This window comes from Roseateles sp. (assembly GCF_965262435.1).
Classification (GTDB): domain Bacteria; phylum Pseudomonadota; class Gammaproteobacteria; order Burkholderiales; family Burkholderiaceae_C; genus Paucibacter_A.
In genome coordinates, this window is record NZ_OZ253537.1 from 4011627 (window position 1) to 4035552 (window position 23926).

21 protein-coding genes and 1 tRNA gene are annotated in these 23926 nt (G+C 66.5%); 12 read left to right on the forward strand and 10 right to left on the reverse strand.

The window, feature by feature from the left end:
• Positions 1-60 precede the first annotated feature (60 nt).
• On the forward strand, positions 61-819 hold the full coding sequence (locus tag ACQY39_RS17290) for an MgtC/SapB family protein (protein WP_428508292.1): 759 nt from the start codon (positions 61-63) through the stop codon (positions 817-819).
• Positions 820-848: 29 nt separating this feature from the next.
• On the opposite strand, the gene ACQY39_RS17295 is transcribed toward ACQY39_RS17290, so the two are convergent.
• The 3 genes from ACQY39_RS17295 to cysM all read right to left on the reverse strand — a co-directional run bounded on the left by ACQY39_RS17295 (position 849) and on the right by cysM (position 2631).
• Positions 849-1076, reverse strand: a complete 228-nt coding sequence (locus tag ACQY39_RS17295) for a sulfurtransferase TusA family protein (RefSeq protein WP_102767028.1) — start codon at positions 1074-1076, stop codon at positions 849-851.
• A gap of 89 nt (positions 1077-1165) precedes the next feature.
• Positions 1166-1702, reverse strand: a complete 537-nt coding sequence (locus tag ACQY39_RS17300; RefSeq protein ID WP_428508295.1) for an NUDIX domain-containing protein — start codon at positions 1700-1702, stop codon at positions 1166-1168.
• Positions 1699-2631 (reverse strand): cysteine synthase CysM, encoded by a 933-nt coding sequence (cysM, locus tag ACQY39_RS17305; protein ID WP_428508297.1) that lies wholly within the window; start codon positions 2629-2631, stop codon positions 1699-1701. The genes ACQY39_RS17300 and cysM overlap by 4 nt, the downstream gene beginning before the upstream one ends.
• A 97-nt stretch (positions 2632-2728) precedes the next feature.
• Here cysM and ACQY39_RS17310 point away from each other — a divergent pair.
• Together ACQY39_RS17310 and ACQY39_RS17315 are read left to right on the forward strand one after the other, a co-directional pair.
• A tRNA-Leu gene (locus ACQY39_RS17310) sits at positions 2729-2813 on the forward strand.
• Between the two features lie 309 nt (positions 2814-3122).
• Positions 3123-3701, forward strand: a complete 579-nt coding sequence (locus ACQY39_RS17315; protein WP_428508299.1) for a rhomboid family intramembrane serine protease — start codon at positions 3123-3125, stop codon at positions 3699-3701.
• An 11-nt stretch (positions 3702-3712) separates the two neighbouring features.
• On the opposite strand, the gene ACQY39_RS17320 is transcribed toward ACQY39_RS17315, so the two are convergent.
• Positions 3713-4642 carry an SDR family oxidoreductase gene (locus tag ACQY39_RS17320; RefSeq protein ID WP_428508301.1) on the reverse strand — a complete coding sequence of 310 codons (930 nt, stop codon included), beginning with the start codon at positions 4640-4642 and terminating at the stop codon, positions 3713-3715.
• A gap of 119 nt (positions 4643-4761) precedes the next feature.
• Between ACQY39_RS17320 and ACQY39_RS17325 the strand changes: the two genes are divergently transcribed.
• The 6 genes from ACQY39_RS17325 (at position 4762) to acnB (ending at position 11512) form a co-directional block, all read left to right on the forward strand.
• Positions 4762-5796, forward strand: a complete 1035-nt coding sequence (locus tag ACQY39_RS17325; protein ID WP_428508303.1) for a CDP-6-deoxy-delta-3,4-glucoseen reductase — start codon at positions 4762-4764, stop codon at positions 5794-5796.
• Between the two features lie 29 nt (positions 5797-5825).
• A complete protein-coding gene (locus ACQY39_RS17330; protein WP_428508305.1) occupies positions 5826-6554 on the forward strand; it encodes a 2OG-Fe dioxygenase family protein in 729 nt (242 codons plus the stop codon).
• A gap of 338 nt (positions 6555-6892) precedes the next feature.
• Complete coding sequence (locus ACQY39_RS17335) at positions 6893-7990, forward strand: Leu/Phe/Val dehydrogenase (RefSeq protein ID WP_428508307.1); 1098 nt, start codon at positions 6893-6895, stop codon at positions 7988-7990.
• A 196-nt stretch (positions 7991-8186) separates the two neighbouring features.
• A complete protein-coding gene (locus ACQY39_RS17340) occupies positions 8187-8432 on the forward strand; it encodes an AbrB/MazE/SpoVT family DNA-binding domain-containing protein (RefSeq protein WP_428508309.1) in 246 nt (81 codons plus the stop codon).
• A 26-nt stretch (positions 8433-8458) separates the two neighbouring features.
• On the forward strand, positions 8459-8863 hold the full coding sequence (locus tag ACQY39_RS17345; RefSeq protein ID WP_428508311.1) for a type II toxin-antitoxin system VapC family toxin: 405 nt from the start codon (positions 8459-8461) through the stop codon (positions 8861-8863).
• 45 nt (positions 8864-8908) lie between these two features.
• A complete protein-coding gene (acnB, locus tag ACQY39_RS17350) occupies positions 8909-11512 on the forward strand; it encodes a bifunctional aconitate hydratase 2/2-methylisocitrate dehydratase (RefSeq protein ID WP_428508313.1) in 2604 nt (867 codons plus the stop codon).
• 73 nt (positions 11513-11585) lie between these two features.
• Here acnB and ACQY39_RS17355 read toward each other — a convergent pair whose 3' ends face one another.
• Entirely contained in the window at positions 11586-13169 is a 1584-nt protein-coding gene (locus tag ACQY39_RS17355; RefSeq protein ID WP_428508315.1) for a PLP-dependent aminotransferase family protein, read from the reverse strand.
• 146 nt (positions 13170-13315) lie between these two features.
• Here ACQY39_RS17355 and ACQY39_RS17360 point away from each other — a divergent pair, with 146 nt between their 5' ends.
• Positions 13316-13993: a pyridoxamine 5'-phosphate oxidase family protein gene (locus tag ACQY39_RS17360; protein ID WP_428508317.1), complete on the forward strand. Its 678-nt coding sequence runs from the start codon at positions 13316-13318 to the stop codon at positions 13991-13993.
• 87 nt (positions 13994-14080) lie between these two features.
• Here ACQY39_RS17360 and ACQY39_RS17365 read toward each other — a convergent pair whose 3' ends face one another.
• The 3 genes from ACQY39_RS17365 to ACQY39_RS17375 are packed head-to-tail and all read right to left on the reverse strand — an operon-like array spanning position 14081 to position 17861.
• Positions 14081-15451 (reverse strand): dihydrolipoamide acetyltransferase family protein, encoded by a 1371-nt coding sequence (locus tag ACQY39_RS17365; RefSeq protein ID WP_428508319.1) that lies wholly within the window; start codon positions 15449-15451, stop codon positions 14081-14083.
• Positions 15452-15453: 2 nt separating this feature from the next.
• Positions 15454-16518, reverse strand: a complete 1065-nt coding sequence (locus ACQY39_RS17370; protein ID WP_428510871.1) for an alpha-ketoacid dehydrogenase subunit beta — start codon at positions 16516-16518, stop codon at positions 15454-15456.
• Positions 16519-16538: 20 nt separating this feature from the next.
• Positions 16539-17861, reverse strand: a complete 1323-nt coding sequence (locus ACQY39_RS17375; RefSeq protein ID WP_428508321.1) for a 3-methyl-2-oxobutanoate dehydrogenase (2-methylpropanoyl-transferring) subunit alpha — start codon at positions 17859-17861, stop codon at positions 16539-16541.
• A 246-nt stretch (positions 17862-18107) separates the two neighbouring features.
• On the opposite strand from ACQY39_RS17375, the gene ACQY39_RS17380 reads away from it, so the two are divergent.
• Positions 18108-20093 (forward strand): bifunctional 2',3'-cyclic-nucleotide 2'-phosphodiesterase/3'-nucleotidase, encoded by a 1986-nt coding sequence (locus tag ACQY39_RS17380; RefSeq protein WP_428508323.1) that lies wholly within the window; start codon positions 18108-18110, stop codon positions 20091-20093.
• 210 nt (positions 20094-20303) lie between these two features.
• The gene (locus tag ACQY39_RS17385; protein WP_428508325.1) at positions 20304-22313 is read left to right on the forward strand and encodes an ATP-binding protein; all 2010 of its coding nucleotides are present in this window, start codon (positions 20304-20306) and stop codon (positions 22311-22313) included.
• Between the two features lie 9 nt (positions 22314-22322).
• Here the strand turns inward: ACQY39_RS17385 and ACQY39_RS17390 are convergent, their stop codons facing one another.
• Entirely contained in the window at positions 22323-22616 is a 294-nt protein-coding gene (locus ACQY39_RS17390; RefSeq protein WP_428508327.1) for a flagellar basal body rod protein, read from the reverse strand.
• Between the two features lie 193 nt (positions 22617-22809).
• Positions 22810-23751 carry a diguanylate cyclase domain-containing protein gene (locus tag ACQY39_RS17395; RefSeq protein ID WP_428508329.1) on the reverse strand — a complete coding sequence of 314 codons (942 nt, stop codon included), beginning with the start codon at positions 23749-23751 and terminating at the stop codon, positions 22810-22812.
• Positions 23752-23926 lie beyond the last annotated feature (175 nt).

Here is a 23926-nt window from a genome sequence, read left to right on the forward strand (position 1 = left end):
ACAGGACTAGTATCGCGCCAGGGAGTCCGGCTTTTCAGAGACCGATTGCGGAGAACGCCGATGAGCTTGCTCGACCTCGACCACCTGCTGCGCTACTGGACCGCCGCCCAATGGCAAGCCAATGTGCTGATGCTGCTGCACCTGCTGGGCGCCATGATTCTGGGCCTGGTTCTTGGCTATGAGCGGGCCTACCATGGCCGCGCAGCGGGCATGCGCACCTATGCCCTGGTATGCATGGCCTCGGCCGCGGTCATCATCCTACTGGCCTACCCACAGCAATGGTTCGGCGGCCTGCAGGCCGGCGCCGTGCTGCCGCCTTCATCTGACCCGACGCGGGTGATCCAGGGCGTGGTCACCGGCATCGGTTTCCTGTGCGCCGGCGTGATCATGCGGGAAGGCATGAACATCAGCGGCCTGACCACCGCCGCCTCGCTCTGGGCCGCCTCGTCCATCGGCATCCTGGTGGCCATGGGTTTCTATTTCGCTGCCATCATGCTGACCCTGCTCTGCGCCAGCCTGATGATGTGGGGCGCCAAGCTGGAGAGCCAACTGCCATCACACCCGGCCATTGCCGTGATGCTGCGCGGCGAGCCCGGGCGCCTGTTTCAGCAGGCCGAGCTGGCCGAGTTTGCCGACCGCCTGGGCTTTCGCTTCGCGCCCGGCTCGCTGAGCATCGAATCCAGTGCCCAGTGCGAAGAATGGCGCTTTGTCTGCACCGCCCGGCGCAATTTCCGTGGCGAGACCCTGACCCGCTTTGCCAACCATGTGATGGAGATTCCCGGCGTCAGCGAATACCGGGTGACCCACGCACGCAACTGAGGCCGGGCGCGCTTGCCTCGGCGGCGCGTTCAGCGACGCTTGAGCACGTGGATGTATTCCTCGCCCTGGCTGCTTTGCTGCACCAACTCATTGCCGGTCTGGCGGGCAAAGGCCTGAAAGTCACGCATGGAACCGGGGTCAGTGGCCACCACTTTGAGCAGCTGGCCGCTCTCCATCTCGGCCAGGGCTTTCTTGGCCTTGAGGATGGGCAGGGGGCAGTTCAGGCCGCGGGTGTCGATTTCTTTGTGGGCGTCCATGGAGATCCTCGTTTGCACTGCATTTTAGGTGGCGAGCGCCTCGCCCAGGCGCAGATCTGCACCCGGGCTTGCCCCCTGTTGCAGGCCACTCAGTCCATCCACTGCGGCTCCAGGCCCTTGCTGCGCAGCCAAGTCGCCAAGGCCTGGCCCGTGCCGCCGCGCCAGCAGCGCAGGCGCTCGGGCGCGATCAGCTTGTACTCGGCCAATTCGGGCGAGAGCCGGATCTCGCCACTGACGCGCACATGGTAGGCAATGATGAGCTGGTTCTTGCGCTGGAAGTCCCAGACGCCCAGGAGGCTCAAGCCCTCGACGCGTAGACCGGTTTCTTCCAGCACTTCACGGCTGACACCGGCCTCGGGCGACTCGCCGGCCTCCATGAAGCCGGTGATCAGGCCGAAGAAGCGCTCGGTCCAGGCGGCATTGCGGGCCAGCAAGACCTGACCCTCGCGGTCCACGCACTCCACCACCGCGGCCAACACCGGCGTTGGATTGTTCCAGTGGGTGAAGCTGCAGGCGCTGCAGCGCAGCCGTGTGGTCGGGCCGCTGTCTTCCAACTCGCTGCGCATCTTCAGCCCTGCCGCGCACAGCGGGCAGAAACGAAACGGCGCTGCGGTTTCCTGACTCATGCCGGGAAGACGCCCGTCGACAGATAGCGGTCGCCACGGTCGCAGACGATGAAGACGATGGTCGCGTTCTCCAACGTGCGGGCCAGTTGCAGCGCCACCCAGCAGGCGCCGGCCGCGGAGATACCGGCAAACAGCCCTTCCTGGCTGGCCAGGCGGCGCGCCATGTCCTCGGCATCGGCCTGGCTGACCAGCATCAGCTCGTCCACCGCTTCGGGCCGGTAAATCTTGGGCAGATAAGCCTCGGGCCACTTGCGGATGCCAGGAATGCGCGAACCTTCAGAGGGCTGGGCGCCGATGATGCGCACCGCAGGGCTCTGCTCTTTCAGGTAGCGCGAAGTGCCGGTGATGGTGCCGGTCGTGCCCATGGCACTGACGAAATGGGTGATCTGGCCTTCGGTGTCGCGCCAGATCTCCGGGCCCGTGGTCTCGTAGTGCACGCGCGGGTTGTCACCGTTGGCGAACTGGTCCAGCACCCGGCCCTTGCCATCGCGCTGCATCTGCTCGGCCAGGTCGCGGGCGTATTCCATGCCGCCGGAACGCGGCGTCAGGATCAGCTCGGCGCCGAAGGCCTTCATGGTCTGGGCCCGCTCGATGGACAGGTCCTCCGGCATGATCAGCACCATGCGGTAGCCGCGAATCGCCGCGGCCATGGCCAGGGCGATGCCGGTGTTGCCCGAGGTGGCCTCGATCAAGGTGTCACCGGGCTTGACCTCGCCGCGCTCCTCGGCGCGCCGGATCATGCTGATGGCAGGTCGGTCCTTGACCGAGCCGGCCGGGTTGTTGCCCTCCAGCTTGCCCAGGATGACGTTGCCGCGCGCGGCCAGTTCAGGCGTCAGCAAACGCTGCAGGCGGACCAGGGGCGTGTTGCCGATCAGGTCTTCCAGGCTGGGGTAATGCTTGCGCTGCGAATGGGGGTTGGGGCTGCTCATGAGCAATATTCTCGCAGCCAATCGTTGAGGATGTTTTGCACGACGCTAAAAACGTGGCATAATCGTGGGCTTAAGCAGCGACACTACTGCGATCCCGGCCCGGGTGGCGGAATCGGTAGACGCAGGGGACTCAAAATCCCCCGCCGCAAGGTGTGCCGGTTCGAGTCCGGCCTCGGGCACCATAGGTAAAACTAGGGTCGCAGATAGATCAAAGCTGAAAGCGTTGCGCAGTTTCACTACAGCACGCTACGCATCAAGCCACCCCTGAGGTGGCTTTTTTGCGTCCGGCCGAAGCAAGCGGGCATGCACGCGGCGCAGTCTCCGCGCCCATGAATGCCAACTACGTCGCGCATCACACCACTTGTGGCGACACGTAACGTCGAGATCACCGCCGCCGGGCCCGGCCGCTGCGCTTACACTTCGCCCGACGCAGGGGCCGAAAAAGAAGTAAGAAGCGCCCTGCCCGGCCCACCCCAAACCTCCCCGAGCCCATGCCCCCGATCCCTTCGGTTACCAAAGCCTTCATGCTGGCCTGCGTGGGCCTGTACTGTTTGTTCTATCTGGTGCCGGGCCTGCAGGTCCCGTTCGAACTCTGGCCTCTGGAGTCGGGGCGCTTCATGCCCTGGCAGCCCCTGAGCTACGCCTTCTTGCATGGCGGAGAGTTCCACCTCTTCTTCAATATGCTGGGCCTGTGGATGTTCGGCTCCGAGCTTGAACGCGTCTGGGGCGCCAAGCGCTACACCCAGATCCTGGTCGCCAGCACCATCAGCGCCGCCGTGGTGCAGCTGATCGTCACCTACCTGCTGGGCTCGATGGCGCCGACCGTGGGCGCCTCGGGCGCGCTGTTCGGCCTGCTGCTGTCCTTCGGCATGCTGTTCCCGGACCGCATCATCGTGCCGCTGTTCCCGCCCATCCCGATGAAGGCCAAGTACTTCGTCGCCATCTTCGGCACGCTGGAGTTGCTGCTGGGCCTGAACAACAACAGCGGCGTGGCCCACTTCGCCCATCTGGGTGGCATGCTGGGCGCCTACCTCTTGATCCGCTACTGGCGCACGGCGCGCCGGCGCTGACTGAATCCCGCTCAGGCCAGCAGGCCGTCCTCGGGCCGCGGGTAGCGCAGCTTCAGGCCGAGTTCGGTTTTCTGCCGGCGGTTGCTCAGCCTCCGTGATTCGCTCATGAAGCTCAGTTGCATGGCCGACATCTGGCTCTGCGCCTCTTCGCGGCTGATACGCGGCGGGCGACTCAGGCCACAGAGATCGGCCGCCAGGTCGAAGTAGTCCCCCATCAAGAGCTCGCTGTCGTCGCAGACATGAAGCACCCGCTGCGGCGCCCCGCGCCAAAGCGCGCGCAGGCAGGCCCGCGCGAGATCGTCGGCGTGGATGTGGTTGGTGTAGACATCCTCTTCGCGTCGAAGCACCGGCGCACCACGCTGCAGTCGTTCACGCGGATGGCCGCCGACCCGGTTACCGGCGTAGATGCCCGGCACCCGCAGAATCGTCACCCGGCAGCCAAAGGTCGGGCCGAAGCCGCGCAGCAAGCGCTCGGCATCGACCCGGCGACGCGCCCGATCGCTGCGCGGCGCCACCGGGCGCGACTCGTCAAAGCGCGCACCAGCACAGTCGCCGTAGACGCCCGTGGTGCTGGCATAGACCAGATGCGCGGGCTTGGAGCGCCGGGCCAGCGCGCGCAAGAGATTCAAGGTGCGCAGGTCGCGCTCACCTTGGCCCGGAGGCGGCGCGAGATGCAGCACAGCATCGGCCCAGCCGGCCAGACTCGCCAAAGACGCCGGTTCATCCAGATTGCCCAGCACCGGCTGGGCGCCCGCCGCGCGCAGCTCGGCAAATCGCTCAGGGCTGGAGCTCAGCGCCCGCACCTGCCAACGACCGGCCAGCAAGCCCAGCACCCGCATGCCGACATCGCCACAACCCACGATCAAAAGCCGCGGTCGACCCAAACGGCGCGCAGGGTGGCCGAGCTTGGTCGACGGCAATGAAGGCAGGCTGAAGGACATCGGATCCGGCTCAGGCAAAATGGCGGCACAGTGTACGGCCCGGCATTCCCGGGCCGAATTTGCTTTTTGGCCCGACGGCCGCTTTGCATCCCTCAGCTCTTGTTCCTCCTGCATCCAACATGAACTTCCAGGTCACCGTCCAGCCCAGCGGCCGCGTCTTCTCCGTGGAACGCGATGAAACCATGCTCAGCGCCGCCATCCGCGCCGGCGTCGGCCTGCCTTATGGCTGCAAGGACGGCGCTTGCGGCTCGTGCAAGAGCAAATTGCTGGAAGGCCGCGTGATCCACGGCGCCCACCAGCCCAAGACCCTCACACCCGAGGAAGAAGCCGCCGGCATGGTGCTGACCTGCTGCGCCACCCCGCAAACCGACTGCACGCTGGAAGCGCGCGCCGTGCCAGGCGCCGGCGAGTTCCAGGTCCTCAAGCTGCCCAGCCGCGTGCTGAGCATGAGCCAGCCCAGCGGCGATGTGGCCGTGATCCGCCTGCAGCTGCCGGCCACGCAGAACTTCCAGTTCCACGCCGGCCAGTATGTGGAATTCATCCTGCGCGACGGCGCCCGCCGCAGCTATTCCATGGCCAACGCGCCCCACAATCTGGGCACGCCGGCCGCGGTGGAACTGCACATCCGCCACATGCCCGGCGGCAAGTTCACCGACCATGTCTTCAGCGGCATGAAGGAAAAAGACATACTGCGCATGGAAGGCCCCTTCGGCAGCTTCTTCCTGCGCGAGGACAGCGACAAGCCCATCGTGCTGCTGGCCAGCGGCACCGGTTTTGCGCCGATCAAGGCCATCATCGAGCGCATGCAGCACCTGGGCACCAGCCGCCCGGCCGTCCTCTACTGGGGCTGCCGCAGCAAGGCCGATCTCTATATGCACGATTGGGCGCTGCAGGCCGCGGCCCAGATGCCGAACCTGACTTATGTACCGGTGCTGTCCGAGCCCAAGGCCGAGGACGGCTGGACCGGCCGCTGCGGCTTCGTCCACCAGGCGGTGCTGGCCGACCTGCCTGATCTGTCCGGCCACCAGGTGTATGCCTGCGGGGCGCCCATCATGGTCGACTCTGCACGCGCCGATTTCACAGCCAAGGCAGGCCTGCCGGCGGAGGAGTTCTACGCCGACTCCTTCACCTCCGAAGCCGACAAACAATCTTGAACCCCTGCATCGATTGAGACCCCGCCGCGATGTTCACGCCCCCCTACGTTCCCGCCGCTGACTTCGAAGCGCAGCTGCGCAGCCAGGGGGCCGCGGTGCTGGCCCCCGCCAGCCTGCCGGACTGCCTGCAGCTCTCGGCCCAGGACCTGTCCGCGCTGAGCCCCTTCTGGAACGACCTGCCGACCGACGCCTATCTGCGTGACGGCGGCCGTTACCGTTACCGCCGCCATGGCTGCTTTGTCGCCGAGGCGGGCCAGTTGGCCCAAGCACCACACCGCGCACACTGGCAGCCGCTGGACTACAACGCCTTGCACGGCGGCATCGAGCGCTGGTTCGAGCCCATGGCCGAGGCCGCCGTGGCCCTGCCTGCTTGGCGCCAGCTGCTGCTGGGCCTGGCCGGAATCGCCTCGCGGCTGAAGGGAGAGCAGGCTTGGTTCATCGAAGCCCACCAGTTCCGCATCGACACCACCGACGGCATCGGCCGCCCCACACCGGAAGGCGCGCACCGTGACGGCGTCGATTTCGTGGCCGTGTTTCTGATCGACCGCCAGGGCATCAAGGGCGGCGAGTCGCGCGTGTTCGAGGCCCATGGCCCGCAGGGCCAGCGCTTCACCATGAACGAGCCCTGGACCCTGCTGCTGCTGGACGACGAACGTGTGATCCACGAGACCACGCCCATCCAGCCCACGGCCGCACATGGCCACCGCGACACCTTGGTGCTGACCCTGCGCCGCGGCGGTTTCCAGGCCTCGGCCTGAGAGGGAGAGAACTTTTTACTGCGCGGCCACCATACGTCGTTGGCCGAATGCTCGGAATCCTCACGTACATCGAGTACGTTCCGGTTCCTGCGCTCCGCCCGCCTAGTCTGACTGCCGCTCGCTACAAAAGTTCTCACCCTCTGAGTTCAGGTCAGGACGACAAAGCTCACTCGACAAAGCGCGAAGTCTGACCGCCGCCTCGCGGGGCCGGCCAGGGGCAGAATCGCGCCAGCACGTACACTGTGCGGCTGCGTTCGCCACAAGCGAGCGCTTCTTTTTGGGGCCTGCTTGTCCGGTGGGCCCTGCGAACTTTGTCTGCATCACGAGTGCCTACCACCATGAACGATCTCGCCCGCGCGATTGCCGCTGCTCCGGCCGCCTCCATCCCTTCTTCGCTGTTCGGTCTGCCCGATCAAAAGCCGCATGAACGCGTGCTGCTGGCCGCCGACGCCGAAACCGGCCTCAAGGCCATCCTGGCCGTGCACAGCACCGCCCGCGGCCCGGCCTTCGGTGGCTGCCGTTTCTGGACCTATGACAACGAGCTGGCCGCGCTGAACGACGCCCTGCGCCTCTCGCAAGGCATGAGCCTGAAGAACGCCCTGGCCGACCTGCCCTTCGGCGGCGGCAAGGCCGTGATCATCAAGCCGGCTGGCGATTTCGACCGCCCCGCCCTGTTCGCCGCCTTCGGCCGCGCCGTGCAATCGCTGCAAGGCGCTTACATCACAGCCGAAGACGTGGGCACCACCACGGCCGACATGCTGGGCATGCAGGCCCACACGCAGTTCGTCAGCGGCATCCCGCGCGCCGGCGCCTTCGGTGGCGACCCGAGCCCCAAGACCGCCTGGGGCGTGTTCGTCTCGATCGAAGCCGGCGTGCGCCTGCACCTGAAGCGCAGCTCGCTGGACGGCGTGCGCGTGGCCCTGCAAGGCCTGGGCGCCGTAGGTTGGCACCTGGCCGAGTTCCTGCACAAGGCCGGCGCCAAGCTGGTGGTGGCCGATGTGGACGCCGCCAAGGTGGCCCGCGCGCAAGAGCAATTGGGCGCCACCGTCGTGGGCATCCATGAGATCCTCTCGGCCGATGTGGACGTGCTGGCGCCTTGCGCCCTGGGCGCATCGCTGAATGCCAGCAGCATCCCCACCATCCGCGCCCAGCTGATCGCCGGCGCCGCCAACAACCAGCTGGCCACCGTGGAAGACGGCGACACCCTGCAACAACGCGGCATCTGCTACCTGCCCGACTACCTGGTCAATGCCGGCGGCATCATCAGCGTGGCGCGCGAGTACCGCAATGAAGGCGAAGAATCCGCCGTGATGGCCGAAGTCAGCCGCATTGGCGACCGTGTCGCCGAGCTGCTGGAACGCGTCAAGGCCGAGGACACGACCCCGGGCCGCGCAGCCGACGCCTGGGCCCGCTCCAAGCTGGTCAAGCCGGTCTGATTCAAAGACCAGTGCACAAGAGAAAAGGCAGCTTCGGCTGCCTTTTTTTCGCCCCTGCTGGACGAGCCGGTAAGCGGCCAGGGACTTGATTTCTTGCCATACTCCATGCCGCCGCGGCCGGCGCCTTGCTTGCCGGCAGGCGGAGCAAGTACGTATAATCAATACATACTTTCAAACGCATACTGCGGAGCAGCCCATGGAAGCCACCGTCGCTGAGCGCGGGCAGATCACCCTGCCCAAGGCCGTGCGTGATGCACTGGGCCTGACCAAGGGCACCATCCTCAAGGTCGAGCTCGAAGGCGGCCGCATCATCCTGCGCAAGAACGTCGACGACGCCATCTCGCGCGCCCGCGGCAAGTTCAAGCTGGATGGCTTTGCCTCCGTCGACGACGCCATGCGCGCCGTGCGCGGCCGCGCCCCCGGCGACCCGCTCGATCAGTAAGACCAACGAGCCACACGCCAACGCCCATGATCGCCATCGACTCCTCCGTCCTCGTCGACCTGCTCAGCGACAGCGAGCGCGCCGACCTGGCCGAGGCTGCGCTGCGCGACGCCCTGTCCCTGGGCCCGGTGGTGGTCTGCGATGTGGTGGTGTCGGAGATCTGCTCCTCGCTGCAAGACGGCGACCAGGCCATGCAGGCCCTGGAAGACATGGGCATCCGCTTCCATGCCGTCGAGCAAAAAGCCGCCATCCGCGCCGGCGAAATGCAGCGCCGCTACCGCAGCCGCGGCGGCCTGCGCCAACGCACCGTTCCCGATTTCATCGTGGGCGCTCATGCCTTGCTGCAATGCAATGCCTTGATCACCCACGACGAGACCTTCTTCCGTGACTACTTCAAGGGCCTCAAGGTCATCACGCCCAAGGCCACCTGAAACCGTCTCACCCTCACACCCCTCGCAACACCTGGAGAGCTCATCATGCTGCAAGCCTATCGCCAACACACCGCCGAGCGCGCCGCGCTGGGCATCCCGCCCCTGCCCCTGGATGCCAAGCAGACGGCCGAGCTGATCGAGCTGATCAAGAACCCTCCCGCCGGTGAAGGCGAGTTCCTGCTGGACCTGCTGACCCACCGCGTGCCCCCGGGCGTGGACGATGCAGCCAAGGTCAAGGCCAGCTTCCTGGCCGCCGTGGCCCATGGTGACCTGGCGGTCGCCCTGATCTCCACGACCAAGGCCACCGAGCTGCTCGGCACCATGGTCGGCGGCTACAACGTCAAGCCCCTGATCGACCTGCTGGACGACGCCAGCGTGGCCGCCACCGCCGCCGCTGCGCTGAAGAAGACGCTCTTGATGTTCGACTTCTTCCACGACGTGGCCGAAAAAGCCAAGGCCGGCAATGCACAGGCCAAGGACGTGATCCAGAGCTGGGCCGAGGGCGAGTGGTTCACCAGCCGCCCTGAAGTGGAGAAGAAGATCACCGTCACCGTCTTCAAGGTGCCCGGTGAAACCAACACCGACGACCTGTCGCCCGCCCCCGACGCCTGGAGCCGCCCGGACATCCCGCTGCACTACCTGGCCATGCTGAAGAACACCCGTCCGGACGCAGCGTTCAAACCTGAGGAAGACGGCAAGCGCGGCCCGATGCAATTCATCGAGGACCTGAAGAAGAAGGGCCATCTGGTCGCCTACGTCGGCGATGTGGTCGGCACCGGCTCCAGCCGCAAGTCCGCCACCAACAGCGTGATCTGGGCCACCGGCCAGGACATCCCCTTTGTGCCGAACAAGCGTTTCGGCGGCGTGACCCTGGGCGGCAAGATCGCCCCCATCTTCTTCAACACGCAAGAAGATTCGGGCTCCCTGCCGATCGAAGTGGATGTGTCCAAGCTGGAAATGGGCGATGTCATCGACATCCTTCCCTACGAAGGCAAGATCGTGAAGGACGGCGCCACCTTGGTGGAGTTCAAGCTCAAGAGCGATGTGCTGTTCGACGAAGTGCGCGCCGGCGGCCGCATCAACCTGATCATCGGCCGCTCGCTGACTGCCAAGGCGCGTGAGTTCCTGGGCCTGCCCGCCGCCACCCTGTTCCGCCTGCCGGCCGCACCGGCCGCCACGAACGCCGGTTTCACCCTGGCGCAGAAGATGGTCGGCCGCGCTGTTGGCCTACCTGAAGGCCAGGGCGTGCGCCCCGGCACCTACTGCGAGCCCAAGATGACCACGGTCGGCTCGCAAGACACCACCGGCCCGATGACCCGCGACGAGCTGAAGGACCTGGCCTGCCTGGGCTTCAGCGCCGACCTGGTGATGCAATCGTTCTGCCACACCGCGGCCTACCCGAAGCCGGTGGACGTGAAGACCCACCGCGAACTGCCCGCCTTCATCTCCAACCGCGGCGGCGTGGCCCTGCGTCCTGGCGACGGCGTGATCCACAGCTGGCTGAACCGTCTGCTGCTGCCCGACACCGTCGGCACCGGCGGCGACTCGCACACCCGCTTCCCCATCGGCATCTCCTTCCCGGCCGGCTCTGGCCTGGTGGCCTTCGGCGCCGCCACCGGCGTGATGCCGCTGGACATGCCTGAGTCAGTGCTGGTGCGCTTCAAGGGCGAAATGCAGCCCGGCATCACCCTGCGCGATCTGGTGCACGCGATTCCGCTGTACGCCATCAAGGCCGGTCTGCTGACCGTCGCCAAGGCCGGCAAGATCAATGCCTTCTCGGGTCGCATCCTGGAAATCGAAGGCTTGCCTAACCTGAAGGTCGAGCAGGCTTTCGAGCTCAGCGACGCTTCGGCCGAGCGCAGCGCCGCTGGTTGCACCGTCAAGCTGAACCCCGAGCCGATCAAGGAATACCTCAGCAGCAATATCGTGCTGATGAAGAACATGATCGCCGACGGCTATGCCGACGCCCGCACCCTGCAGCGCCGCATCGAAAAGGTCGAAGCCTGGTTGGCCAACCCCAATCTGCTGGAAGCCGACAAGGACGCCGAGTACGCCCATGTCATCGAAATCGACCTGGCCGACATCAAGGAACCCATCCTGTGCTGCCCGAACGATCCGGACGATGCCAAGACCCTGTCCGATGTGGCCGGCACCAAGATCGATGAAGCCTTCATTGGTTCCTGCATGACCAACATTGGCCACTTCCGCGCCGCAGCCAAGCTGTTGGGCGGCCAGCGCGACATCCCGGTCAAGCTGTGGGTCGCCCCGCCGACCAAGATGGACCAGAGCGAGCTGATCAAGGAAGGCCATTACGCGGCATTCGGCACCGCCGGTGCGCGCACCGAAATGCCAGGCTGCTCGCTGTGCATGGGCAACCAGGCGCAAGTGCGCGAAGGCGCCACCGTGGTGTCCACCTCGACCCGCAACTTCCCCAACCGTCTGGGCAAGAACACCAATGTGTTCCTGGCCTCGGCCGAGCTGGCCGCCATCGCGTCCAAACTGGGCCACATCCCCAGCGTGGCCCAATACCACGAGGCGATGGGCGTGGTGAACAAGGACGGCGCAGCGATCTACAAGTACATGAACTTCGACCAGATCGAAGAGTACGCAGAGAACGCCAAAGGTGTGAACGCCGCCAGCTGCTCCTGAGACGCACCGCATTGAGACGCGGGCTGGATCACTCCAGCCCGCTGCATCAAGCCCAGGCCTGCCGCCCCTAGCGTCAGGCCTTTTTTTTCATGCCTTGACTTTCACCTTCGGTACCGCCAAGGCGTGCACGGATCAGCGCTGCCAAACGCTCCACTCGTTCGCTCATCTGTTCGGCCGGCACCTGGGCATAACCGAGCATCAAGCCGGACCAGGCGCTGGCGCGGCGGCCGACGCGGTGCTGACTCAAGGCCGGCGCGACGATGCCAGCCTGCAGGGCGGCGGCGCTGATGGCCTGGTCGTCCAGGCCCAGCTCGGGCTCGAAGCACAGCGCCAGGTGCATGCCGGCCGAGGCGCCCCGCACCTGGGCGATTTCGCCGAGCTGCCGCTCCAGCGCCGCGACCAAGGCATCGCGCCGCTGCTGGTAGAGCCGGCGCATGCGCCGCAGATGCAGGCCGAAATGTCCCTCGCGCATGAACTCAGCCAAGGCCAGCTGTTCGGCCGCGCGCCCGCGCGGCGCCGAACGGGCCAGCAGGTGATGGAGCAGCTGCACCCGCTCGGGCGGCACCACCATGAAACCGATGCGCAGGCCCGGGAACAAGGTCTTGCTGAAGGTTCCCAGGTAGAGCACGGGCGCGTCGCTGGCCGGCTGTGCCGCATCCAGGGTGTCGATGTCGGTGCCCAAGCCCTGCAGTGCTGCCAGCGGCGGGCCGTCGTAACGAAACTCGCTGTCATAGTCGTCCTCGATGATCAGAGCTCCGGCCTGTCGAGCTTGAGCAATCAAGGCCAGGCGACGCTCCAGGCTCATGACCGCGCCGCTGGGGTACTGGTGAGAAGGCGTCACATAGATCAGACGCGGCCGGTGCTGCAGCCAATCCTGTGGCCGCGGTGCCAGGCCGTGCGCGTCCACCGTGATGCCGATCGGTCGCAGCTGAGCGGCGCGGAAGGCGGTCAAGGCGCCGCCATAACCCGGGCTTTCGATCCAGACCTTGTCGCCCGCATCGGCAAAGGCGCGCGCGCACAGGTCCAGGCTGGCCTGCGTGCCGTCGGTGATGAAGACCTGTTCGGCGCTGCAACGCACCGCCCGCGAGGCCCGCAGATGCGCGGCAATCGCATCGCGCAAGGCCGGCTCGCCCGCGGGCGGCCCGTAGTTGAGCTGGCTGCTGACCAGCGAACGCCAGGCCCGCATCATCAGGCGGCGCCACAGATCAAGCGGAAACGCATCCAGCGCCGGCACGCCGGGTGCAAAGGCCGCGGCCAGATCCGCAGCCACGGGCAGACAAGCCAGGCTCGCACTGCGACGTGACAGACCGAGGTTCTCAGGCGCTGGCGCTGGCAGGTCTCGCGCTGCCAGCGCCCCAGGACCCACCGACCTACCCGCGCCCGCCAGCACCGAAGCCGGGCGCGCATGAACCACCGTGCCACGGCGACCCGCACTGATCCAGCCTTCGCTGGCCAGCTGTTCATAGGCATAGATCACGGTGTTGCGCGCCCAACCAAGCTCGGCCGCCAAGGCGCGGCTGGCCAAGAGACGGCTGCCGGGTGGCAGGCTGCCGCTGCGGATCGCATGGCGCAAGGCCTCATGCAGCAGACGCTGGCGCGACCAGCCAGGCTGACCTTGCTGGGCGGCGTAGCGGGAGATCAGGAGCGCGTGATCCATGGCTCTATCCGTGGTTCGGTGTGGTTCTATGAAATTAGCGGAACCTGGATCTTCTCCTGGAACCAGGCGACCACTACATTGCGCTCTGAATTTCTTGCGCGCGCCGGCTTTCACTTGCTCATCAGCTCCACTTTTTCTACGACACCATGAACCCAGTCCCTCCCCGCCCAGCCAACGCGCCCAGTGACCGCACCCGTGTGCGCCGCGTGGCCGAGAACGCGCGCTACGAGCGCGAGACCGTGCACGCCATCGTTGACGCCGCTTACCTCTGCCACATCGCCTTCGCCGACGAACGCGGCAGCCATTGCATCCCCATGGCCTGTTGGCGCGAGGACGATCACCTCTACATCCATGGCTCCAACGGCGGCCGCATGGTCAAGACCTTGCTGCGCCCCGAGACCCAAGCCTGCGTCACCCTCACCCTGCTTGACGGCCTGGTGCTGGCCCGCTCGGCCTTCAACCATTCGATGAACTACCGCGCCTGCATGATCTACGGTCAGTTCGAAGCGGTTCGTGATGAAGCCAAGAAGCGGGCGAGCATGGACATCTTCATGCACAAGATCGCCCCCGGCCGCGAGCACGAGGCCCGGCGCGGCAATGACAAAGAGTTCGCCGCCACCACCGTACTGCGCATCCCACTGGATGAAGCCGCTTGCAAGGTCCGCAGCGGCCCGCCGCAGGACGACGAGGAAGACTTGCATCTGCCCGTGTGGACCGGCGTGCTGCCCCTTCGCCTGGCCCAAGCAGCACCACAGGCAGCGGCCGACAACAGAGAGCCGGCGCCAGCCTATGTGCGGCAATGGGGCGCGGCCGAGAAGGCTTGATGCTGCACCACACGCGCTCAGGCCAGCATCCTGAAAAGAAAAAGGGCAGGCCCCTGCGGACCCGCCCTCGGCTGCGATTGCCCCAACTCAGTCGATGAAGAGCAAAGCCGGCGACTCCATCAGACCGCGCAGAGCCTGGATGAACTCGGCCGCGTCCTGACCGTCGACCACGCGGTGATCGAAGGAGGAGGACAGGTTCATCATCTGCCGCGCCACCACCTGACCGTTGCGGATCATGGGCCGCTCGACGATGCGGTTGACGCCGACGATGGCGACCTCGGGGCTGTTGATCACCGGGGTGGTGACGATGCCGCCGAGTGCGCCCAGGCTGGAGATGGTGATGGTGGAGCCGCTGAGCTCGTCGCGGGTGGCGCGGCCGCTGCGGGCGGCCTCGGCCAAACGCCGAATCTCGGCGGCACAGCTCCACAAATCATGGCTCTCGGCATGGCGCAGCACCGGCACCATCAGCCCAGCCGGCGTTTGCGCGGCCACGCCCAGATGCACCGCGTCGAAGCGGTTGATCACGCCCGCCTCGTCGTCCAGGCGCGCATTGATCTGCGGGAAATCCGGCAGCGTGCGCACAATCGCCCGGGCCAGCAGGGGCAACAAGGTCAGCTTGCCGCGGCTGGCGCCGTACTGGGTATTGAGCTTGAGGCGCAGCGCTTCCAGCTCGGTGACATCGACCTCTTCGACATAGCTGAAATGCGGGATGCGGCGTTTCGCGTCCTGCATCTTCTCGGCGATCTTGCGGCGCAGGCCGACGATGCGTATGGCTTCGACGCCATCGCCGCGCGAGCCCGAGCGGGGCAGGCGCGGAGCACTGGCCGGTGCAGCTGCAGTTGCAGCCGCAACCGAAGCAGGCGCGGCAGCAGGCGCAGGCGGACGCAGCTGGCTGCCATGGCTGGCGACAAACGCATCCAGGTCGGCCTGCATGATGCGGCCACCGAGACCCGTGCCGCGCACCTGGGCCAGGTCCACGCCCAGCTCCCAGGCGCGGCGGCGCAGCGAGGGCGAGGCGATGGGCTTGTCAGCCAGGCTCAGGCCCAGGTCTTGCGGGGCATGGGCGGCCACGGCAGGCGGCGCGACGGGAGTTGGCGAGGGTGCCAGGGCTGGCACGGGAGCCGGCGCCGCGGCGGCAGAAACAGGTGCCGGCGCCGGCGCCGGTGCGGGTGCAGTTGCAGCAGAAGCCGCAGTTGCCGAAACACCGGCCTCGCCCTCCACCTCGATGCGGATCAGGGCCGAGCCCACGCGCATCAACTCGCCCACCTCACCACCCAGCGCCAGCACACGGCCTTTCACGGGCGAGGGAATCTCCACCGTGGCCTTGTCGGTCATCACATCGGCCAGGATCTGGTCTTCGCTGACCTGGTCTCCGGCCTGCACGCGCCAGGCCACCACTTCCACTTCGACGATGCCTTCGCCGATATCGGGCATCTTGATCACATGTTCGCTGCTCATCTTCATTTCTCCATGGCGCGCTGCAGGGCCGCAGCGACGCGGGCCGGGCCCGGAAAGTAATCCCATTCCTGGGCATGCGGATACGGCGTGTCCCAGCCGCTGACGCGCTCCACCGGCACCTCGAGGTGGTAGAAGCAATGCTCTTGCACCAGGGCCACCAGCTCGGCGCCAAAGCCGCTGGTGCGTGTGGCCTCATGCAGCACCACGCAGCGGCCGGTCTTTTTGACCGAGGCAATGATGGTGTCCAGGTCCAGCGGCCAGATGCAGCGCAGGTCGATGATCTCGGCATTGATGCCGGTCTCGCGCGCTGCCGCTTCGGCCACCCAGACCATGGTGCCGTAGGTCAGCACCGTGATGTCTGCCCCGGGACGGAACACCGCGGCCTGGTCCAGCGGCAGGCTGTAGTGGCCTTGCGGCACCAAGCCCAGCGGGTGGGCCGACCAGGGCGTCGAGGGCCGATCGTGGTGGCCATCGAAGGGGCCGTTGTAAAGGCGCTTGGGCTCCAGAAAAATAACGGGGTCGTCGCACTCGATGGCCGCGATCAGCAAGCCCTTGGCGTCATACGGGTTGGACGGCATGACGGTGCGCAGGCCGCAAACATGAGTGAAGAGCGCCTCGGGGCTTTGACTGTGCGTCTGGCCGCCATAGATGCCGCCGCCGCAGGGCATGCGGATGGTCAAGGGCGCGGTGAAGTCACCGGCCGAGCGGTAGCGCAGGCGCGCCGCTTCCGAGACGATCTGGTCCGAGGCCGGGTAGAAGTAGTCGGCAAACTGGATCTCGGCCACGGGGCGCAGGCCATAAGCCCCCATGCCCACGGCCACGCCAACGATGCCGCCTTCGGAAATCGGCGCATCAAAGACGCGCTGCTTGCCGTACTTGGCCTGCAGGCCGTCGGTGCAACGGAACACGCCGCCAAAGTAGCCCACGTCCTGGCCGAAGATGACCACATCGGGGTCGCGCTCCAGCATCACGTCCATGGCCGAGCGCAGGGCCTGGATCATGGTCATGGGCAAGCGGGCCGGGTTGGCCTCGGCGGATTCAGCCGCCAGCGCCAGCTGAGCTTCCATCTGTGCAACCGGTTTGCCGCTCATGGCCGACCTCCATAGTGGCGCGCCTGCGCCAGTTGATCTTTCAAATGCGCGGGCATGTCTTTGTAGACATCGGTGAACATGGACTCGATGCTGGGGATGTGGCCATCGGCCAGGGTGCCGAAGCGCTCGGCTTCCTTCTGCGCGGCAATGATTTCGGCCTCAAGCTCCTTCTGCAAGGCCTCATGCTGGGCCTCGCTCCAGAGGCCGCGGTCGATCAGATGACGCTTCAGGCGCGCGATCGGGTCGCCCAAGGGGAAGCGCTGCCATTCATCGGCGGGGCGGTATTTGCTCGGGTCGTCCGAGGTCGAGTGCGGGCCGGCGCGGTAGGTGACCCATTCGATCAGGGTCGGGCCCAGATTGCGCCGCGCGCGTTCGGCCGCCCACTGCGAAACTGCGTAGACCGCCAGGAAATCATTGCCGTCCACCCGAAGCGAGGCGATACCGCAGCCACTGCCACGCGCCGCAAAGGTCGTACCTTCGCCGCCGGCAATCGCCTGGAAGGTCGAGATCGCCCACTGGTTGTTGACCACATTCAGGATCACCGGCGCGCGGTAGACATGGGCAAAAGTCAGCGCGGTGTGGAAATCAGACTCGGCGGTCGCGCCATCGCCGATCCAGCCCGAGGCGATCTTGGTGTCACCCTTGATGGCCGAGGCCATGCCCCAACCCACAGCCTGGATGAACTGCGTGGCCAGATTGCCGCTGATGGTGAAGAAGCCGGCCTTCTTGATCGAGTACATCACCGGCAGCTGCCGGCCCTTGAGCGGGTCGCGCTCGTTGGACAAGAGCTGGCAGATCAGCTCCACCAGGGGCACATCCTCGCGCCCCAGGAGCAGGCTTTGCTGGCGGTAGGTAGGGAAGCACATATCGCCATCGCGCAGCGCCATGGCGTGGGCGCTGCCTATGGCCTCTTCGCCCAAGCTTTGCATGTAGAAGCTGAGCTTTTTCTGGCGCTGGGCGATCAGCATGCGGCTGTCAAACACCCGGGTCTTGAGCATGGTGCGCAGGCCGCGCAGCAGCTGCTCGGGACTCAGCTCGGGCGCCCAGGGGCCACGGGCCACGCCGTCTTCATCGAGCACGCGGATCAGGCTGTAGGCCAGGTCCGCCGTATCCACCGCCGCCACATCGAGCTCGGGCTTGCGCACGGCGCCGGCAGGCGAAAGGTGGAGGTAGGAAAAATCGGTGTGGCAACCGGGGCGGCCGGTCGGCTCGGGCACATGCAGGCGCAGGCCCTCGTAGGCGGGGGTTGGCGCAGCAGCAGCTGCGTCAGACGCGGGCGGCAGCGGATCCAGCTGGCCCGGCGGGGGGATAGGACTCATACGGCACTCCTGCGCGGATCACGCGCTAAGGCTTTGTTGTCGAAAGAAGCCAGCGCACCGGTCCGCGCCATAGGTGGCGGCGCAATCCGGGCTCCAGACAAGGGCGACGCCGTTCAGGCAGCCGCCCCAGGCTCCAGCGTAGCGGATTGGCGGCACAGCCCCGGGCATGAAACCCTAGAGCTAACCCTGGAGCGGATAGCATGCGCCCTTCTCCGCCTTTCTTCAGCAGCCGCTCTGCTCAGCCCCATGCGCCGCATCTCTGTCCTGTGTTCATTCATCGCCCTGAGCCTCAGCTTGAGTGGCCCGCTGCCGGCCGAAGCGGCCCCGCCGCCCGTCCTCAAGCTGCGCCTGCTGCAGACCAGCGATCTGCACATGAATCTGCTGAACTACGACTACTACCAGGACCGTGAGACCGAGGACTACGGCCTGGCCAAGACCATTCCGCTGATTCAGCGCGCCCGCGAAGAGGCGCCGAACCACCTGCTGTTCGACAACGGCGATCTGCTGCAGGGCAGCCCGCTCGGTGACCAGGTCGCGCGCATCCAGCCTTTGCGGGCGGGCGAGACCCACCCCGCTTACAAGGTGTTGAACCTGCTGCGCGTGGACGCCGCCAATGTGGGCAACCACGAGTTCAACTACGGCCTGCCCTTTTTGCGCCAGGCCCTGGCCGGCGCCAGCTTTCCTTACGTCAGTGCCAATGTCATGGAGCGCGGCGCACAAGGCCAAGCACGCCATGCGTTCACCCCCTATGTGCTGCTGCAACGCCAGTTCAAGGACGAGGCCGGCCGGATGCAGACGCTGAAGATCGGCGTGATCGGTTTTGTGCCGCCGCAGATCATGCAATGGGACCGCAGCCATCTGCAGGGTCAGGTCGAGGCGCGCGACATCGTCGAGACCGCCCGGGCTCTGGTGCCCCGAATGCGGGCGCAAGGCGCCGATCTGGTCGTGGCCTTGGCCCACTCGGGCTTCGAGAAGACCGAGCAAGGCCGCCTGGCCGAGAACACCGTGGCCGAGCTGGCCCGTGTGCCCGGCATCGACGCCCTGCTCTTCGGCCACGCCCATGCCGAGTTCCCCAGTGCGCAGTTCGCCGGCTACCCCGGCGTCGACCTGGTGCAGGGCCGCATCCACGGCGTGCCGGCCGCCATGCCCGGCCGCTGGGGCGATCACCTGGCCGTGGTGGACCTGACTCTGCAACGTCAGGGCCGACGCTGGGTGCTCAGCCAGAGCCGCGCCGAGCTGCGACCCATCTTTGATCGCGCCAGCCGCCGCGCCCTGGTGGCGGCTGACCCCATGGTCGCCCATGTGATCGCGCGTGAGCATGGCGACACCCTGAAGGCGATGCGGGCCCCGGTGGCGCACAGCGAGCTTGCCATCCACAGCTACTTCTCGCAGGTGCAGCCCAGCCTCGCCGTGGAACTGGTGGCCCGCGCCCAGCTGGCCTATCTTGAGCGTGCGGTCCAGGGCACGGCGTTTGAAGGCCTGCCGCTTGTGTCCGCAGCCGCGCCCTTCAAAGCCGGCGGCCGCCAGGGCTGGAACTTTTACACCGACATTCCGCCCGGCCCCCTGGCCGCCAAGCATGTGGCCGACCTTTATCTCTATCCCAACCAGATCAAGGTGCTCAAGCTCAGCGGCGCCGAGCTGCGCGAGTGGCTGGAAATGTCGGCCGGCCAGTTCCGCCGGATCGACCCGGCAGGCCCGGCCGAACAAGAACTGCTGGACGATGACTTCCGCGCCTACAACTTCGACAGTCTGTACGCCGCGCCCCTGGCCGACGGTCAAGCCGGTCTGAGCTATGCGATCAACGTCAGCCAGCCGGCCCGCTACAGCGCCGAAGGGCAGCTGCTGCAAGCCCAGGCCCGGCGCATCGAGGACCTGCGCTACCAAGGCCGGCCGCTCGATGCCCAAACGCAGTTCCTGGTCATCACCAACCATTACCGCGCCCACGGTGGCGGCGGCTTTCCCGGCTTGAACGCCAGCAAAGTCGTGATCGACGCCCCCGATGAAAACCGCGAGGCCGTGGCCGCTTATCTGGCCAAGCTGGGGCGGGTCGCGGCCCTGCCAGCAGGCGCCCCGGCTGCGCCGTCCTGGCGCGTGCTCGCGGTGCCCGGCGTCACGCTGAAGTTCCGCAGTGGCCAGGGTGGTGTGGCCCAGCTGCCCACCGGTCCGGGCGCAGCGATCGAGTTGCTCAGCCGCGAAACCGACGGCTCGGCCTGGTACCGCCTGAAGCCATGATGCGCTGAAGCTGACAGGCATGCGTTCGCACGGATGCGGTGCTGACAAACGCGGAGCCCCGGCATCACAATCCGGCCATCGCGGAGCCGCTTCGGGCTGAAGCTGCCGGAACCCACATCGGAGCTTGCGCACGTGCACCCTCAGTCAAGACCTGTAACCCAGCGTTCACCGAGCGCCCCGTCGGGCGAAGCCGACTTCAGCGACCACAGCGTGCGAGCCCAGCTGCTGCAAGCCCAGCAGTGGATGAGCCAGATGGAGCTGGCGCGCGCCGCCCCCTTGCTGGAGCAGGTGCAAGACCGCTTGAACACGCCCGCCGACCATCTGCTGGCCCAGGTCCTGCAGCTGGGCCTGCGCCTGAAAGCGGATGCCGGCCAAGCCGATGTGGCCCAGCTGCAGCAAGCCTACGAATGGAGCCAGCAGGCCGCCGCTCTGGTGGACGACCCCATCGTCGAAGCGCTGGCCCTGGGCACGCTGGCTGAGCTGCAGACGCGGCTGCGCCTGCACCACGCGTCCTTGTCCAGCCTCGAGCGTGCCCAGCAGCTCTGCCAGGGGGCACAGAAACAGGCTTTGGCCGAGCAGTTGCTGGCCATGCGTGGTCGCGTGTTGGCGCGGGCCGGCTTGTACGAGGATTTGCTCCAGGCCAGCGACGCCTTGTTGGCAAGACGCGAGGAGCTGCAGCCAGGCACCGTGCACCCCATCCTGACCTATTGCGCCACGGCCTGCTTTTACCTTGCCGATGAGCAGCTGGCCCCACCCGGCCACCCGCTCTGGCTGCGCTGCCACAGCCTGCACACCGACGCTTTGCAGCTGGCCGAGCGCGCGGGGCTGCAGGAGGACGCCCTGCTCTCGCAGCTCAATCTGGCCTATATCGAGGTGCTCGCTGGCAGCACGACAGCCTGCGGGCAGCATCTGGCGCGCCTGCAAGGTTCGAGCGAGAACAGCGTCTGGCGCCAGATCGCCGGCGCCAGCCACGTCATGCGCCTGACCCAGTTGTTGCTGGCGTGGCGCGAGCACCCCGATGCCGCGCGCTGGCGGCCCGTCCTCGCCATGGAGCAAGAACTCAGCACCGCCAGCGAACCGCTGCGCTTTGTGCACGAATACCTGCTGCGCGTCATCGCGCGCTTCGGCGAGGCGGCCGGCGACAGCGCTGCGGCCCTGCGCAGCAGCCAGCGCCTGCTGAGCTTTCAACGGCTGCGCCTGCAGGCCGTGACGGCCACCCTGTCGCGAGCCGTGGACGATGTCTTCCAGCTGCAACGCGTGCGCCTGGAGAACGAACAGCTGGCCCGCCACGGTGGGCAACTGGAACAGTCTCTGGCGGCCCGCAATGCCGAGCTGCAGCAGACCCTGAGGCAGCTGCAAGCCGAAGCCAGCGTCCGGCGCGCGGCGGAAACGGAGCTGCAGCAGGCCAATGAGGAGCTGGAAGCGCGGGTATTGGCCCGCACGGCCTCACTGGAGCAAGCCCTGCGCACGGTCATGCAGCAGGAAAAACAGCTGGCCCTCGGCCGCTTGGTGGTCGGCATGGCGCATGAGCTGAACACACCGCTGGGCAATGCGCGCATGGGCGCATCGGTGATCCGCGACCGGGCCGTGGAGCTGGGGCAGTGGCTGGAACACGGCACGCTGCGCCGCCAGGCTCTGAGCGACACCGTGAGCTCGCTGCAGCAATGCTCTGACCTGGTGGACCGTTCGCTGGAGAGTGCCGGCCACCTGATCCAGCGCCTGAAAGGCTTGTCGCGCGACAGCGAGCAGGAAATGGCCCAGGACTTTGATGTCAGCGCCATGCTGCGTCGCTTGATCAATCACTACCAGCCGCGTTGCAGCGCGGCGGGCATCGTCATCAAGGCCCAGATGCCTGCCCAGCTGGCCATGTTCGGCCCGATGCAATCGCTGCACAACGTGGTGCAGGAGTTGCTGGACAACGCCATCCACCATGGGCTCAAAGGATGCACGGATGGCCAGCTCGACATCGAACTGCAGGCAGGGGACGCAGAGGACGGCAGCCTGCGCCTGTCGCTTCAGGACAATGGCTGCGGCATCCCACCCGAAGCGCTGCCGCGGGTTTTTGACCCCTTCTTCAGCGGCCGGCTGGGCAGCGAAGGCGCCGGCTTGGGCCTGAGCGTGGTGCGGACGGTGGTGGAGGAGCTGATGCTGGGTCAGATCCAGATCGAAAGCACAGCCGGGCGCGGCACCCGGGTCACGCTGCGCCTGCCCTTGCGCTGAGGGCCGGCCTCAGGCGTGAATGTCCAGCATGGTGCCGCTGGCACGCAGCTGGGTCTGCAGGACACGCAGATTGGCCACGAAGGCGTAAGTTGCGGACTTCTGGGTGGCGAGGTCCGCTTCGGCGGACTGGCCGGTGGCAGGCACCTGACGCAGCTGAGCGCTGCTTTGATCCGACTGCTGAGCTTGCAGCTGCTGGCGCCGGAAATCGGCCGCGCCATTGCTGACCGTGTTCTGCGCCGAGGCGCGCAGGCGCTCGTTGGCGGCAGAAATGCCGGACAAGGCGGTGGACAGACCGATGGACATGGCGGCGACACTCCGAAACTGCTGGTGTTGGCCAGGATTGTCCCGAGTGAATCGGCCGCTGCGCGCCGAACTTTAGAAAAGAATGCGTTTTTCCGGCTATTTCCTCACGCCAGGCTCGGCGGCTTGAAACGCTGGACACAAAAAAGCCCGCCGGCATGAGCGGCGGGCTGTGTTTCGGAGCGGCGGTCTGAGCTCAGCCGGCCAATTCCTCGAAAGCGCCGGCCGAAATGAAGACACGCACGCTGTCGCCCCCGGAAGCCTTGGCCTCGGTGCAGGCCAGAGCGGCAGCGCCCAGCACGGCATCGACCGACTCCAGCGAAGTCTGCAGCTGCACCACGCCCAAGCAGGCCTTGACGCGGGTGCGGTGCAGGCCCCAGCGCAGGCGGTAAGCAGCGATGCCGGAGCGCATTTTCTCGGCCACGATCTCGGCGTAATGCTGGTCGCAATTCGGCAGCAACACAGCGAAATGGTCGTCTTCCAGGCGGGCCACCAGGTCGGAGGCACGCACCTTGGTGATCAGCAACTGACCCAGGCCGTAGAGGAAATGGTCGCCCACCTCGGCGCCCATGCCGGCCACGATTTCACCGAATTTGTCGACATCGATCCACAAGACCGAGACCGGCTCGTGGCGACGGCTGCCCACATGCTCGGCCAGGCGGCGTTCGAACTCGCGGCGGTTGGCCAGCTCGGTCAAGACATCGTGCTTGGCCGTCCAGGTTGGCTGCATGCGCTGCTGACGCGCGACGGTGACGTCGTCGACGATCCAGAGCGACTCACCGCCCGGTTGGTCCCAATGGACCGGCGTGGCCTGCAAACGGCCCCAGAAGCGGCTGCCATCGCGGCGCACGAACTCGACCTCGTCATCGAGCGGCTTGCCGCTGACAAAAGCCGCGTGGCTGCGCTCGAGCAGGGATTGATGCGAGGGGTCGGACACCTGCACGCTGCGGGTGCTTTGGCCACCCAGATCGGTGTCGTCGCCGTGACCAAAGAGGTGATTGAACTGTTCGCTGACCACCTCGAACTGAGCGTTCTTGACGAAGCCCACCGCCATCGGTGCGCGCACCATCAGCGCGCGCATGCGTGCTGCGATCACATCACCGGCGCCTTCAGCTGCGGCTTGCGGCTGTGTTGCCATCTGCATCTCCTTTGTGTCGGCTGTCCCACCGATGTTTCAACTATCGCAGGTGTAAGGCTTTTCAGCCATCCGCAATGCGCCGAACAAGGCAGAGAAGCCGCTTCATTTGATGCAGGCCCAAGAATCAGCAGGAAAGGCATCCAGCAAGACCGGGCCGCCTGCTGTGGCTTGGTGC